The sequence below is a fragment of the Rhodococcus sp. P4_F3_2 genome, from assembly GCF_056401335.1.
Map to the genome: position 1 here is coordinate 1 of NZ_JBFUJN010000067.1, position 17,188 is coordinate 17,188.

Here is a 17,188-nt window from a genome sequence, read left to right on the forward strand (position 1 = left end):
GACTCCGACACCGCCACCGGCGACAAATCCAACCGCACCCGATCCGCAGACAACACCTCCTGGAAGCCGACACCGTCGACCTCCGGATACACCGTCCGCAAAATCTCATGCCGACCAACAACATCCGACACCGCAGCATCCAACGCCGCCACATCCAACAACCCCGACAACCGAATCGCCACCGGAATATTGTTCGCCGACGACAACGTATCGAAWCGGTTCAAGAACCACATCCGCTGCTGCGCCAACGACAACGGCACCMGCTCCGGACGCACCCGAGCMRTCAACGCCGCCCGCGCACCCGAACCAACCTCCGACTCCACCCGAGCAGCCAACAACTCCACCGACGACGCCTCGAACAACACCCGCACCGGAACCTGCGCATCCAACGCCTGCCCCAACCGMGCCGCCACCCGAGTAGCAATCAAAGAATTACCACCCAAAGCAAAGAAATCATCATCCAACCCGACACGCTCGACCCCGAGAACATCCCCGAACACCGACGCGACAATCTCCTCCACCGCCGTCACCGGAGCCCGGAACACCGCAACCTCGAACACCGGCTCCGGCAACAACTTCCGATCCAACTTACCATGTACGACGGCAACACCGCACGCAGCGAATCCGTAAGCGCCACAACATCAACCACCGCACCCGACGCCGGCACCACATACGCAACCAAGCTGTCACCCGACTTGGAGTCAGAGTGCATCACGACGACGGCGTCGTTGACGTTCTCATGTGTGAGCAGGGCTGATTCGATCTCACCCAGTTCGATCCGCTGACCACGCAACTTCACCTGGAAATCGCTACGGCCGATGTACTCCAGCTCCCCCGATTTGGTCCGTCGAACCAAATCTCCGGTGCGGTACAACCTGGCGCCGGCTGATCCGAATGGATCGGCGACAAATCGCAGCGCCGTCATAGCAGGCTCACCGTGATATGCACGAGCCACCTGCGGTCCACCCAAATACAGTTCACCGGCCACACCCACCGGCACTGGCGCCAACCGGCCGTCAAGCACAACAGTGGACGTGTTAGCGACGGGCGAACCGATCGGGACGACCACCGCCTCAGGAGTCGCCTCCCAAGCTGTTACCACCTCGACCTCGGCAGGCCCGTACCAGTTGTGCAGGCTCGCCGACGCGTACCCGCTGAATCGGCGTACGGTGTCGGCGCTCAACGCCTCTCCTGCGACAAAGACGCGACGCACCGACTCCGGCAGCGGCGCGGGCACCGCGGACATGAATGCGTTCAACATCGACGGAACGAAATGCACCGTCGTGACCCGCTCTTGCGCAATGGTTTTCGCAAGATAATCTGCGTCCCGGTGTCCGTCGGGAACCGCGATGACCAGTTTCGCTCCAGTTTGGAGAGTCCAGAACAATTCCCAGACCGAAATGTCGAAGGTGATCGGCGTTTTGTGCAGTACCACATCCGAGCGATCAAGCCTGTAGGTCGCCTGAGCCCACACCAACTGGTTCACCGTTGCGCTGTGTGTAATCGCAACGCCCTTGGGGCGACCTGTCGAACCTGAAGTGAAGATCAGATACGCCGTGTTTTCCGATCGCAAAGGCGAATTGCGTTCAGAGTCGGCTATCCGGCGAGATGGGAACCCGTCCAAGTTCAGAGCCTCGACAGTCACCATCCGTCGACCCGTCGACGCGAACTGATCGCGAGCGGTAGTCAGAATCAGTACCGGATCCGCCGCCTCGACGACGTACTCGGTGCGTTCTGCTGGATGATCTGGATCGATAGGAACGTAGGCGCCCCCAGCCTTCAGAACGGCGTAGATCGCAACCACGAGGTCAATGCTCCGACGCATCGCCACACCGACCAACTGCTCAGGTCCGACTCCTTCGGAAATGAGGTGACGCGCGAGTTGATTGACCTTGGCATCGAACTCCGCATACGTAAGTTCAATTCCGTCCATGGCCAACGCGACAGAGTTAGGCGTCCGCGCAACCTGCTCGTCGAACAACGAGACCAGCGTTGCATTGTCCGAGCACAAAGAACCGGCCGAAACAGCTTGTGCCAGTACCTGTTCACTCTCGCTCTGTGAGAGTACGGGAATATCACCCACCAGTACGTCCGGAGTTGCGGACACTGTGTTCAGAATTCGCAACAGACGATCGACGAATTCCAACACCGTTGATTCGTCGAACAGGTCGGTTGCGTAGTTGAACGACCCGTGCATCCCCGAGGGTTCTCCCGACTCGCTGATGACCTCGGACAGAGTGATCTGAAGGTCGTATTTCGCCGTTCCCGAGTCCGCTTCGATCCCGGAAATCGTGAGTTCTGGCAACACGAACTGCGTTTGCGCAAAGTTCTGGAACACCAACAAAACCTGGAACAGCGGTGAATGCGCAGTAGAACGCACGGGGTCGATCTCATCCACCAACCACTCGAACGGCACATCCGCATTGGCAAACGCCGATAGATCGATTTCACGCACCTGCTCCAGGAACGAACCGAATCCTTCCGACGCTTCGACGTTCGTGCGTAAGACCAGCGTGTTGACGAACATACCAATCAGATCGTCGAGTTCGGCCTCGCCGCGTCCTGCGACAGGAGTACCAAGGACCACGTCCGGAGAACTGCTCAGTCTGGACATCAAAACAGCCACCGCCGCGTGAATGACCATGAAGACAGTCACGTTGTGGCCCTCTGCGAGCCTCGACAAGCCTGAATGAAGGCGTGCATCGACCGTGAAATCGACTGTCGCTCCGCGCAATGACTGAATCGCCGGCCTGGCACGATCCAAGGGGAGATTAAGGACTGGGGGAACGTCAGCCAACTGCGCTTGCCAGTACGCAATCTGCTTCGACGCGATCGAATCCGGGTCGCCGTCCGAGCCCAACATCTCGCGTTGCCACAACGCATAGTCCGCATACTGCACTCCGAGAGGCGCCCACCCCGGAACTACGCCCCGAGATCGGGCCTCATACGCGACCATGACATCGCGCCCGAGTGGACCGACCGAGGAACCGTCTCCGGCAACGTGGTGGATCACGACAACCAACACGTAGTTGTCAGAGCCAAGGCTGAACAGTTTCGCTCGAACGGGGACCTCAGCACCGACGTCGAATCCCTGTCCGACAACCTCTGATAGGCGCAGCATTACAGACTCGGCGTCGACCTCGACTGGACTCAAGTCCAGCACGACATCTTCGGGTGGAACAATTACCTGCATTGGTCCATCTGTATCGCTTGGGTACAACGTTCTGAGCGACTCGTGCCGTGCCAGGACATCGGAAACAGCAGCTTTCAGCCCCGCCACGTCCAGCTTCCCTGAAAGCCGGATCGCGAGAGGAACATTGTAGACCGGCGACTCTGGGTCGAGTTGGTTCAGAAACCACATCCGTTGCTGTGCAAGGGACAACGGCACCCGCTCCGGGCGCACCCGAGCAGTCAACGCCGCCCGCGCACCCGAACCGATCTCCGACTCCATCCGCGCAGCCAACAACTCCACCGACGACGCCTCGAACAACACCCGCACCGGAACCTGCGCATCGAGCGCCTGCCCCAACCGCGCTGCCATTCGAGTAGCAATCAAAGAGTTTCCGCCGAGTGCGAAGAAATCGTCATCCAGACCCACTCGCTCGACCCCGAGTACCGCCGAGAAAACAGAAGCGACAATTTGTTCTACCGGCGTGACCGGGGCCCGGAACACCGCAACCTCGAACACCGGCTCCGGCAACAACTTCCGATCCAACTTCCCAGAGGAATTCAGAGGCAACTCGTCCAAGACCATGATCGCGTTCGGAATCATGTAGACAGGTAGCGATTCAGGAAGCGCATTCCTCAGGACTTCTACGTCGATCACAGAATCCGGGACAGCGATCACATATGCGACCAGCTGATCGCCCATATCGGTGGATGCCACAGTGACCACGCACTGAGCTACCGTCGAATGCGCCAGCAGAGCTGACTCGATCTCACCCAGCTCGATCCTCTGACCACGGAATTTGACCTGAAAATCGGTACGCCCGACATACTCGAGTTCGCCTGCGGTGTTCCACCACACCAGGTCCCCGGTGCGATACATCCGACTGCCACCGGGATTGATTTCACCGTTCGTGTCGCTCGCCTCCACAAATGGGTTCGCGACAAATCGATCACTGGTGAGATCGGGTCGCGCGACGTAACCGCGCGCCAGTTGATCACCGGCCAGATACAGCTCACCTGCAACGCCTACCGGCACCGGCTGCAACCGACTGTCCAACACGTAGACCTGCGAGTTCCACTCGGGCACCCCGATCGGAATCCCTGTCGATTCCGATCCATCGACCTCGTAGTAGGTGATCGAGACCGCAGCCTCGGTTGGGCCGTACACATTGTGCAGGCTTGCAGACGAAACCTGAGCGAATGCACGTACCGTCTCCACCGGCAACGCCTCACCGATCACGAAGACGTCCCTCAGCGACACCAACGCCTGCTCTGGAACCGAAGCCGCGAAGACGGTCAACATCGACGGAACGAAGTCCGTCAGCGTCACCCGATGATCTTCGATCAGACCAGCCAGATACGCGGGATCTCGATGTCCGTCGTGAGATGCCAGCACCACTCTCGTACCGGACAGAAGCGCGGTGAAGTATCCCCACAACGAGACGTCGAATGTCGTTGCAGTCTTTTGCAGATAGACATCTTCTGTGCCGATGGCGTACTGATCCTGCATCCACAGGACCTGGTTCACGATGGCGTGATGCGAGACCGCAACGCCCTTGGGCTTGCCCGTGGAACCCGAGGTGAAGATCACGTAGGCGGCATTCACATCACGCAGTCGTCCACGACGATCAGCATCGGAAACGACGGAAGGCGAATAGCTCGAGAGGTCAGCAGCATCGATCAACAGCACGTCGGCGCCGTTCGGCGCTACGAAAGCGTCCCTCGTCGTCGACAGCACACAGACTGGATCGGCCGTCGTGAGGATGTGCCCGATCCGCTCGGCGGGGTGATCGGGATCCAATGGCACGTAGGCTCCGCCCGCGGCGATCACCGCGTACATACCCACTACGAGATCGAGCGACCGACGCATCGCCAAGGCCACCAACGACTCGGGCCCAACACCATCGTCTATCAGCTTGCGTGCCAATTTGTTCACACGATCGGACACCTCGCCATAGGTCAGCGACTGGCCGTCGAACACCACGGCAACAGCATCGGGCGCCAACGCAACGCGAGTGTCGAACAGCGAAGCCAATGTCTCACTGTTCCCGACGTCACGTGCGGTGGAGTTGCGCGCAGTCAACAGCGACTCGCGCTCGGTCTCCTCCAACAGATCGATGTCACCCACAGTGATCGACGGATCCACGACCACCTGCTCGAGGATCCTGGTGAACCGATCGGCGAATCCACGAATCGTCGACTCGTCGAACAGATCTGTGGCGTATGCGAACTCGGCGAACATGCCGTCTTCGAGCGCATCTTCGACACGGGGAGCGAGAGTAAGTTGAAGATCGAATTTCGCGATACCGGCATCGAACTCGAGGCCCGACACCTCCAACCCCGAAAGCTCCAACGCATCCTGGGACATGTTCTGAAAGAACAGCGCGACCTGGAACAGCGGGTGATGTGCCTGCGATCGGGTGGGGTCCAGTACCTCGACCAATCGCTCGAACGGAACATCGCCGTTGCCGAGCGCCTGAAGGTCCGTCCTCCGCGTTGCCGAGACGAGCGCACCGAACGGACTGGCGAGGTCGACAGGAGTCCGCAGGACCAGCGTATTCACGAACATACCGATCACATCGTCGAGCGCCTTTTCGCCTCGCCCTGCAACCGGAGTACCGATCACGATGTCACTGGTACCGGACAACCTTGCGAGAAGCACGGCGAGGGCCGAATGCATCACCATGAACAGCGACGCGTTCCGCTCGCGTGCGAGTGAGTCCAAGCTCGACCGAATCTCTTCGCTGACGGAGAAGCGATACGTAGCGCCACGATTCGAGGCGACGACCGGGCGGGATCGGTCAGCTGGTAACGCAAGCACTTCCGGAGAATCACGGAGGACGGAGCGCCAGTGGTCCAGCTGAGCCGAGATCAACGAACTCGGGTCGTCCTCGTCGCCGAGGACCTCCCGCTGCCAGAGTGCATAATCGGCGTACTGCACCTCGAGCGGAGTCCAATTCGGAACGCCGTTCGAAACCCGAGCGGCGTAGGCAACCATGACATCCCGAGTCAGCGGACGCATCGAGAACCCGTCCGCTGCGATGTGATGCACAACGAAGGCCAGAACGTACGAATTCTCAGCAAGTTCGAACAACCCGACGCGAACCGGAACGGTTGACGTCACGTCGAAACCCTGGAGCGCGAAACTCAGAAGTTCGTTGTGAACGCGTGAGGCGTCGATGACCTTCGGTGTCAGTTCAACCGGCACCTCGGACGACGGGAGGACTACCTGCTGCCCTTGCCCACCTTGCTCCGGGTAGACGGTCCGGAGCGATTCGTGGCGTTCGATTACATCCGAAATCGCATGACTCAGCGCCGAAACATTCAGGGCGCCTTTAATATTCAAGGCGATCGGAATGTTATTGACGGCAGAATCAGGATCGAAGCGGCTGAGGAACCACATTCGCTGCTGAGCTAGTGAGAGTGGGATCAACGCCGGCCGTGGGCGGGCCACGAGCGCGGCCCTCCCTCCTGCCCCTGCGATCAACTCAACCTGCGCTGCCAAACCTTCGACGGTCGAAGCCTCGAACAACACTCTCACCGGAACCTGAGTGTCGAGCGCTTGACCTACGCGAGCCACCAACTGCGTTGCGACCAAAGAGTTTCCGCCGAGCTCGAAGAAGTCGTCATCCAGACCGACCTGTTCCAACCGGAGAACATCTCCGAAGACGCCGGCCACAGCGATTTCGGCGACACTCGACGGTGCCCGAAACTCGCGCGCCACGAACACCGGATCCGGAAGAAGTTTCCGATCCAACTTCCCCGACACACCCAACGGCAACTCATCCAGCACCATCACCACCGCCGGCACCATGTAACCCGGCAGCCGACCCGCAACAACTCTCTTCAACTCGTCAACGTCCACCACACCACCAGCGGCCGTAACGTACGCAACCAACACATCCTCACGCACAACCACAACTACCGACGACACCGACTCGTGCTCACGAATCACCGACTCGATCTCACCGAGCTCGATCCGCAAACCGTGCAACTTCACCTGAAAGTCACTACGACCGATGTACTCCAACTCGCCCGACGCAGTCCACCGCACCACATCACCCGAGCGATACATCCGCCCACCATCACCCGAGAACGGATTCGCCACAAATCGATCCGACGACAAATCCGGCCGACCCACATATCCACGAGCCAGCTGAACACCCGCCAGATACAGCTCACCCGCAACACCTACCGGCACCGGACTCAATCGAGAGTCCAGAACAAACACCTGCGTATTCCATACCGGAGCACCGATCGGCACCCCCAGAACATCCTCCGGCACCACCTCGTGGAACGTCACATCCACCGCAGCCTCGGTCGGACCATACAAATTGTGCACCCCGACACCCGGCAACACAGCCCACACGTCGGCAACAACACTCGCCGGCAACGCCTCACCTGACGCGAACACCCGAGTCAACGAAACACACCCAGCCACAGACGAATCCGTCACGAAAACCTCGAGCATCGACGGCACGAAATGCACCGTCGTCACACCCTCCCCCACAATGACCGACGTCAAATACCGCGGATCACGATGCCCATCCGGCACGGCCACCACCAACCGAGCACCAACCTGCAACGGCCAGAACAACTCCCACACCGACACATCGAACGTGAACGGCGTCTTCTGCAACACCACATCCGACGAATCCAACCCGTACTCGTCCTGCATCCACGCCAACCGATTCACAATCGCCGCATGCGAAACCGACACGCCCTTCGGACGTCCCGTCGACCCCGACGTGAAAATCACATACGCCGCATTCCCCGACAGCAAAGGCGAGACCCGATCAATATCCGAAACAGGGTTATCCGAAAAACCAGACACATCAACAACATCAACCTCGACCACCGGCACCACACCGGCATCGAATCCAACGTCAGAGGTACTGATCACGCATACCGGCGACGCCGACTCCAACACGTACGCATTGCGCTCCGCAGGCTGATCCGGATCTACCGGAACATACCCACCGCCAGCCTTGAGCACGCCGTAAACCGCAACCAACAAATCAACCGACCGACGTACCGCAACACCCACCAACGACTCCGGCCCCACACCCACCGAAACCAGGTACCGGGCAAGACGATTCACCCGCGAATCGAACTCCGCATATGACAGCGAAACACCCTCGAACGACACAGCTACCGCATCCGGCGACGCCTCCACCTGAGCATCGAACACGTCCACCAACGACACATCCGCAACCTCATGCGCAGTGCCATTCCACGACTCGAGCACCAAAGATCGCTCACCCGAATCGAACATATCCACATCGCCAACCCGCACCGAGGGATCGGCAACCATTGCTTCGAGAACTGAAATCAACCGCTTTCCGATTGATTTGGCAGACGACTCGTCGAACAGGTCGGTCGCATAGACCAGTGCGACGGTCAAACCACCGACCTTGTCCGCGGTGTCCGATTCCCACACAGTGAATTGGAGGTCGAACTTCGCGGCCGACGACTCTACGTCCAGTCCGGAAATGCGCAGTCCCGGAACCTCCAGACTTTGCTGCATGCTCTGTCCCAAGTTCTGCAGCGAGAGCATCACCTGGAACAACGGGTTCCGTGCCTGAGACCGGGCGGGGTTGAGTACCTCCACCAGTCGTTCGAATGGCACATCGGCGTGCCCGAAGCCGCTGAGGTCGGATTCGCGCGCCCGCGAAATCATGTCCCGTGCCGAAGCTTCGAGATCAACCTCCGTGCGGAGGACGAGTGTGTTGACGAACATTCCGATCAGGTCGTCGAGAGCTTGATCGCCTCGACCGGCGACCGGTGTGCCGATCACGATGTCCGAAGTCCCGGACAACCGCGCCAGCAGAATCGCCACGGCACTGTGCAACACCATGAACAGGGATGCGTTGTTGTCCAGCGCAATTCGATTGAGAGCCTGGTGAAGGTCAGGCTCGATCGTGAATGTGTGCCCGGCTCCCCGGTTCGACGCGACGCGCGGGCGCGGGCGGTCCGACGGAAGATCGAGCTGATCGGGGATACCGGCCAACGCGTGGCGCCAGTAGTCGACCTGGCGAGTGATCAGAGAATCCGGGTCGTCCTCACTGCCGAGAACTTCGCGCTGCCACAGTGCAAAGTCGGCGAACTGTACGGGCAGCGGAGCCAGATCATGCGCAATTCCCTGTGTCCGAGACACATAGGACGAAACGATGTCCTTGGTCAACGGTCCCATGGAGAACCCGTCACCGCTGATGTGATGGACGACGAACACGAGGACGAATTCGTCGGCGGTGGGTTGGAAGAGTGCCGCCCGAATCGGAACCTCGGTGGTCACGTCGAACCCCGGGGTAACGAAGTCGGTCACGCGCTCGACGATCGCCGACTCGTCTACCCGTATGGGAGTCAGGTTCGGTACCACGGCTGCAAGGTCGACCAAGCGCTGATATCCGACGCCGTCGACCTCCGGGTACACGGTTCGAAGGATCTCGTGCCGCTCGATCAAATCTTCGAGCGCGCCCTGCAAGGCATCGACATCGAGCGCTCCGCTGAGACGCAGCGCGACCGGAATGTGGTCGACTGCCGATTCTGGTTCGAATCGGTTGAGGAACCACATGCGCTGCTGCGCCAAAGACAGCGGAACCAACTCGGGGCGCTCGCGAGGGATCAGGGGAACGTGAGCCTTGCGGTCTTCTGAGATTTTCGCTTCGTCGATGAAGACGGCAAGTTCTGCGGCGGTGGGTGCGTCGAAGAAGTTGCGCATGTCGATGGAGATGCCGTGTTCGGCATTGATCCGCGCAACCACGCGAGTGGCGAGCAACGAGTTGCCGCCCAGTTCGAAGAAGCCGTCGTCTGCCCCTACCCGATCCTGCCCGAGTAGATCGGCAAAGATCGCGACCACGCCGGCTTCGGTGGGTGTCGCAGGCTCGCGGAACTCGACCGTCTTCGACACGAATTCGGGTGCGGGCAAGGCTTTTCGATCCAGCTTGCCGCTGGCATTGAGCGGAAACTCGTCCAGTTCGACGAACATGGCAGGGACCATGTAGTCGGGTAGCCGTTCACCCAGCGACGACGTCAGAATCTCTGAATCGATGCCCTCGCCGACGATGTACGCGACCAAGTTGTCACCGATCGTTTCGTCCGAATGGACGATCACCACGGCTTGGGAAACACCTTCACAATCGAGCAGTGCCGCCTCGATCTCACCGAGTTCGATGCGCAGACCGCGGAGCTTGACCTGAAAGTCAGTGCGACCGATGTATTCGAGCTGGCGGTTCGCTCCGACGCCGCGCCAACGCACCAGGTCTCCGGTTCGATACATCCGCGATCCGTCGGTAGTGCCCGGCCGAGCCACGAAACGGTCTGCCGTGAGATCGGGACGCGACACGTATCCCCTGGCCAGCTGAATCCCGGCAAGATAGAGCTCTCCTGCCACTCCTGAAGGCGACGGCCGGAGCGCGTCGTCGAGCACCAGGAGTTCGGTGTCTGCCACGGCCGCGCCGATCGGCACGGACACCTGATCTCGCTCACCGGTTTCGTAATAAGTCACGTCGACGGCAGCCTCGGTCGGGCCGTACAGATTGTGGAGTCCAGCACTGCTGACCTCGCGCAGACGTGCCGCGGTTCGAGCCGGCAACGCCTCACCGGAAGCGAACACGTAGCGAAGGGTTTTGACCTGCGCAACAAGGGGTTCGGTGACGAACACGGCGAGCATCGACGGCACGAAGTGCACCGCCGTCACTCCGCGCTCGATCATCGTGCGAGCCACGTACACCGGATCACGATGTCCGTCGGGTTCCGCGATCACCAGCGATGCACCGACCTGCAGCGGCCAGAAGAACTCCCACACGGACACATCGAAAGTGAAGGGCGTCTTCTGCAAGATCACGTCGTCGGCAGTGAATCCGTACTCGGTCTGACGCCATTGCAGGTTCGCGACGATGGCACGGTGAGAGACTGCAACGCCTTTGGGGCGTCCGGTCGATCCGGACGTGAAGATGACATACGCAGTGTTGTCCGCGCGCAGCGGCGCCAACCGGTCGGCGTCGGTGACAGTTGTCTCGGCACGACCCGACAAGTCGAGGGTGTCGACGTCGAGCGTGGGCGTACCGTGCGGCAGCACCACGGCATCGGACGTACGTGTGAGCACAGCCGTGGGCTTCGCGATCTCGAGTACGTAAGCGAGACGGTCGGCAGGATGACGACGCATCGCGAGACCGACGAGGCTGTCCGGTCCGACACCTGCCGCGACGAGTTCACGGGCCAGGCGGTTCGCTCGCGCGTCGAACTGCGCGTAGGTGAGCTGCGTTCCGGCGTAATCCAGCGCGAGCGCATCCGGCGTCCGCTCGACCTGCTCGTCGAAGAGTCCTGCGAGGGTCACGTGTGCATCGGACTCCGACGCGACCTCGACGATCGAAGTGCCGTCGGTGATGAGACGGTCGACCACCGCGCCGAGACCGTCGGCCTCGCTGCCGATCAGCTCTGGCAGCACCGTGGAAACGACAACAGGAACCAGGGCATCCGCCCCCAATGCCCCACCCATCGCGGTGTCGAGAGTGACCAACTCGTCATTGAGTCGTCCGTAGCTGATTTCGGTTCCACCGTGGCTCAGAGCCACACGATCAGGATCTACCGCCGCAACTGCAGCCACCAACTTCGGCAGATCTTCGATCGTCAGCGACTGCGGTCCCGGAATACCGACGGACATCTACACTTCCTCCAACTGACTTTCGTGAAGTGCGCCCCGGCCGAGCACAGCGTTCTGCTCGGCCGGAGGCGTTCACTGGGCAAATACTGAATGTTACCCGGCCGTACCCCCACGGCCCGCTGACACCGACTGTGCGTCAGCTACCACCGAGCTCACAAGTGTGGCGAGACCGTCGACGCCAAGTGCCGGCAGGATGCCCGGAACAAGTCCGGCGAGCGACACAGAAACCAGAGCATCGGGGGCGAGAGCAGCCCCCATGGCGGTACGCATGGCAACGAGCTTGGTCGACAACTCACCGAAGGTGACAGCCTGATCACCGTGGGTGAACGCAATTGCCTCAGGATCGGCGGCCGCCGCTGCGGCTGCCAGTTCGGGTAGGTCTGCCGCGGACTTCGGCTCGGCAGCGCTCGCTTCCTCGCGTTCCTGCTCGGTCACGATGTCGATCGTGCGAATCACGACCCCGGGATCGGTCACCAGTTCTTCGAGCACCCGCCCGAATCGCGCCGCAAAAAGCGCGATGGTCGATTCGTCGAACAGGTCGGTCGCATAGGTGAAACGCATCCTCAGCCCGGACAGCACCCCGGCATCGTCGAATTGCTCGATACCGGTGAGCTGCAGATCGAACATCGCCTGGTCGAAACCGCTGTCGACCGCAGAGAGCTCGAGGCCCGGGAGCTGGAACGTACCGAGAGCCATGTTCTGGAAGGTGAGCATGACCTGGAAGAGCGGCGAGTATGCGTGAGAGCGCTCTCGCCCCAGTTCGTCGACCAACCGCTCGAACGGTACGTCGGCATTGGCGAATGCCGACAAGTCCTTGTCCTTCACGTGTGCCAGAACGTCGACGAACGTCGAAGCAGGCGCGATCTCTGTTCGCAAGACCAACGTGTTGACGAACATCCCGACAAGATCGTCGAGCGCCCGCTCACCTCGACCCGCGATCGGCGTCCCGATTGCGATGTCGTTCGATCCACTCATCTTCGCCAGCAGCACGGCCAGGGCAGTGTGAACCACCATGAAGACTGTCGAGTTCTGCTCCCGTGCGATCGTCGCGAGCCGGTTGGTGGTCTCGGAATCGACGGCAAACTCGAATTCCGCACCGCGCATGCTGGCCCGCGCCGGCCGCGGCCGGTCGGTCGGCAGTTCCAGAAGCTCCGGAGTGCCCTTGAGCTCGTTCACCCAGTACGCGAGTTGACGGCCCAGCTGACTGTCCGCGTCCTCCGGCGATCCGAGGACATCACGCTGCCACAGCGTGTAGTCGGCGTACTGCACCTCGAGCGGAGCCCACTCCGGCGTCTCCCCGCCGGTACGTGCGGTGTACGCAACCATGGTGTCTCTGATCAACGGAGCCATCGAGAAGCCGTCACCGCTGATGTGGTGAATGACAACGACGAGGACCCGCTCGGATTCGTCGACCTCGAAGAGACGGATTCGCAACGGAACGGCTGTCGTGACATCGAAGCCCTCGCGAACTGTGTCAGCCACCTGCTCGGCGACAGACGCTTCGTCGGTTGCGATCACTTCCAGTCCTACCGTCGCTGCGGAGCGAGGCAGGATCATCTGAACCGGTCCGTTGCCCCGGTCCGGGTATACCGTCCGGAGCACTTCGTGACGCTCGATCAGATCCGACACCGCGGAGTGAAGTGCGTCGACATCGAGAGCGCCGGACAGCCGGATCGCGACCGGGATGTTGTACGCACCCGAGGTCTTGTCGAACTGATTGAGCACCCACATACGTTGCTGCGCCAACGACAGCGGGATCTCGTGCGGACGCACCTGGGCCACCAACGGTGGGCGGCCACCCGATCCCGCGTGTTCGAGAACCCTCGACGCCAATGCCCCGACAGTCGACGCCTCGAAGATCACGCGGACCGGAATCTGCGCGTCCAACGCCTCACCCAGCCTCGACACGACCTGCGTCGCGACGAGAGAGTTTCCGCCGAGCTCGAAGAAGTCGTCGTCGAGTCCGACCCTCGCCACACCGAGTACGTCAGCGAACACACCCGCCACGATCTCTTCGACGGGGTTGGTCGGCGCACGGAATTCGGTCGCCTCGAATTCGGGGTCGGGCAGGGCTTTGCGATCGACCTTGCCGTTGATGTTGAGCGGTAGTTCGTCCAAGACCATCAATGCCGCCGGCACCATGTAACTCGGCAACTCAGCCACAAGAGTCCGCTTCAAGGTTTCGACATCGATGCTTTCCCCGCTTTGAGGAACGACGTAGCCGACAAGTCGATCACCGGTACGCGCATCCGACTTGGCCACCACCACCGCGGAGTCCACACTGGCCTGCTTGCGAAGAAGCGCTTCGATCTCACCGAGTTCGATGCGGTAGCCACGGATCTTGACCTGGAAGTCGGCGCGCTCCACGTAGTCGAGTTCGCCGTTCTCCGTCCACCGGACGAGGTCGCCCGTGCGGTACAACCGCGAACCCGCGTCACCGAAGACGTTGGCCACAAATCGTTCCGACGTCAGATCCGCGCGCCCGTGATAGCCGCGAGCAAGCTGGGCACCGGCGAGGTAAAGCTCCCCGGTGACTCCGACGGGGACCGGATGCAAACGTGTGTCGAGCACGAACACCTGCGTGTTCCATTCGGGGGCACCGATCGGCACCGAGGTCGTATCGTCCGAACCGACGACGTGCGCTGTCACCGAGACTGCGGCCTCGGTCGGACCGTACAGATTCACCAACTGCGCGTCGCTGAGTTCTGCGAACTCGGTCACGGTCGCGGCCGGCAACGCTTCACCGATCGCAAGCACCTGACGAAGTGATTCCGGAAGGCCATTTTCCGATGCCGACTGCAACATCGCGAGCATCGACGGCACCACGTGGAGCGTCGTGATCTTCTCCCGGGTCATCAGGTCGAGCAGGTAGCTCGGGTCCTTGTGACCTTCGGGTTCGGCAATCACCAGTCGTGCACCGGAAGTCAGTGCCGACCAGAACTCCCAGACCGAGAGGTCGAACGTTGCCGCGGTCTTGAGCACCATCGCATCGGATCGGTCCAGGCTGTACTGATCGCGCTTCCAGAGAATCTGGTTGACCACCGCCTGATGCGAGATCGCGACGCCCTTCGGTCGCCCCGTCGATCCCGACGTGAAGATCACGTAGGCGGTGTTGCCCGCTCGCAGTGGAGCACTGCGATCCCCATCGGTAACCATCGCGTCCGCGTAGGACGCGAGATCGATCGTGTCCATCTCGATCACAGAATCACCGAACGCCGGATTCTTCGCAGTGGTCGAGGTAGTGAGGACGCAGACCGGATCTGCCATGGTCAACACGTACTCGATGCGATCGGCCGGGTGGTTCGGATCGATCGGTACGTATCCACCACCTGCCTTCACCACCGCGTACATGGCGACCAACAGTTCGACCGATCGCTCGATTGCCAACGCGACCAACGACTCAGGACCGACACCGGTTGCAATCAGATGGCGTGCGAGACGGTTGACACGTGCATCGAACTCGGCGTAGGTCAGCGACGTGTTCCCGGCGACCAATGCCACCGCACCTGGGTTCGAACCGACCTGCTCGTCGAACAGTTCGACCAGAGTGGCTCCCGGGACGGGGTGATCGGTGTCGTTCCAGCGGTTCAGGATCCGGTCGCTCTCGGACGAATCCATCAGCGCGAAGTCGCCTACGGTCAACGACGGATCCGACGCGATCTCCCCGAGCAATCGCACGAATCGATCGGCGAAGTCCTGCACGGTCGACTCGTCGAACAGATCATGCGCGTAGCTGAACATCGACGTGATGCCGGCTGCAGATCCGTTGGCGTCGTAACGATCACTGACGATCAACTGAAGATCGAACTGCGCGACCCCATTGTCGATATCGACACCCTTGACGGTGAGTCCCGGAAGCTCAAGCCCTCCGGTTTCCATGTTCTGGAACAGGAAGCCGACCTGATAGAGCGGATGACGAGCGGTCGAACGCGGAGGGTTGAGCACCTCCACGAGTCGCTCGAACGGAACGTCCGAATGTGCGAACGCTTGAAGGTCGGTCTCCCTGACACGTCCGAGCAGGTCGAAGAACGGCGCACCGCTGTCGATCTGCGTACGGAACACCAAGGTGTTCACGAACATGCCGATGAGATCGTCGAGTGCCCGCTCACCGCGTCCGGCAATGGGCGTACCCACCGCGATGTCCTCGGTTCCGGACAGTCGAGCCAACAGCATCGCGAACGCAGTGTGCGTGAGCATGAACAGCGTCGAATTGTTTGCCCTGGCAAGACCGCTCAGCCGAGCATGCAACTCTGCATCGATATCGAAGTGCAGGTAACCGCCGCGGAAGGACTGCGTCGCGGGGCGCGGCCGGTCGGCGGGAAGTGCAAGCTGATCAGGCAGCCCGGCAAGAGCATTGCTCCAGTACGCAATCTGCTGCGAAGCAATAGATCCCGCGTCTTCCTCACTGCCCAGCACCTCTCGCTGCCACAGGCTGTAGTCGGCGTACTGAACGTCGAGAGGAGCCCAGGACGGTGTGTACCCGGCAACCCGCGAGGCGTATGCGGTCACGACATCCCGAGCGAACGGTGCCATCGAGGAACCGTCGGCGGAAATATGATGAATCGCGACACCGAGTACGTATTCGTCGGAAGCCAACTGGAACAACCGGATACGAATCGGAATCTCGCGTGTGACGTCGAAGCGCGTCGACGCCAGCGCGACCAACTCACCTTCGAGTTCGTCCACGCCAGTCGGTTCTGCGACGATTTCGTCCGACCAACTCGACACGGGCTTGACGACCTGCACCGGACCGTCTCCGATTTCCGGGTAGACGGTTCGAAGTGATTCGTGCCGCCCGATCACATCAGAAATCGCCGCGCTCAGCGCCGAGACGTCAAGATCGCCCTGAAGGCGCAGCGCCATCGGGATGTTGTATGCCGCTGCACTCCCGTCGAATCGGTTGAGGAACCACATACGCTGCTGCGCCAACGAAAGCGGGATCCGCTCTGGCCGCTCGACCGCGGTCAGCGCGACTCGCCCACCCGACCCGGTCCGGCTTTCGGCGTGCGCTGCGAGATCCTGCACCGTGGACGCCTCGAACAGAACTCGAACCGAAAGTTCGGTGTCGAGAGCATCGGCGATTCGTTTGATCGTGCGAGTGGCATTGAGGGAGTTGCCGCCGAGCTCGAAGAAATCGTYATCGAGACCCACACGATCAACACCCAACACCTCGGCARACACCGACGCGACRATCTCCTCCACCGCCGTCACCGGAGCCCKGAACACCGCAACCTCGAACACCGGCTCCGGCAACAACTTCCGATCCAACTTCCCCGAMGCATTCARCGGCAACGCATCCAACACCACAAACTGCGACGGCACCATATACGACGCCAACCGCTCCCCCACACCCAC

3 protein-coding genes are annotated in these 17,188 nt (G+C 61.0%); all 3 read right to left on the reverse strand.

The window, feature by feature from the left end:
- The coding region (locus AC1DWA_RS32335) for a phosphopantetheine-binding protein (protein ID WP_477917532.1) at positions 1-587 on the reverse strand (587 nt) is incomplete at its 3' end.
- Positions 527-11,833: a non-ribosomal peptide synthetase gene (locus AC1DWA_RS32340; RefSeq protein ID WP_477917534.1), complete on the reverse strand. Its 11,307-nt coding sequence runs from the start codon at positions 11,831-11,833 to the stop codon at positions 527-529. The genes AC1DWA_RS32340 and AC1DWA_RS32335, both read right to left, overlap by 61 nt.
- A gap of 93 nt (positions 11,834-11,926) precedes the next feature.
- Positions 11,927-17,155: an amino acid adenylation domain-containing protein gene (locus AC1DWA_RS32345; RefSeq protein ID WP_477917536.1), complete on the reverse strand. Its 5,229-nt coding sequence runs from the start codon at positions 17,153-17,155 to the stop codon at positions 11,927-11,929.
- Between the last annotated feature and the right edge of the window lie 33 nt (positions 17,156-17,188).

Coding starts and splice junctions, on each gene's coding strand:
- AC1DWA_RS32340 (WP_477917534.1), bottom strand. CDS start 11,833: ATGTCCGTCGGTATTCCGGGACCGCAGTCGCTGACGATCGAAGATCTG.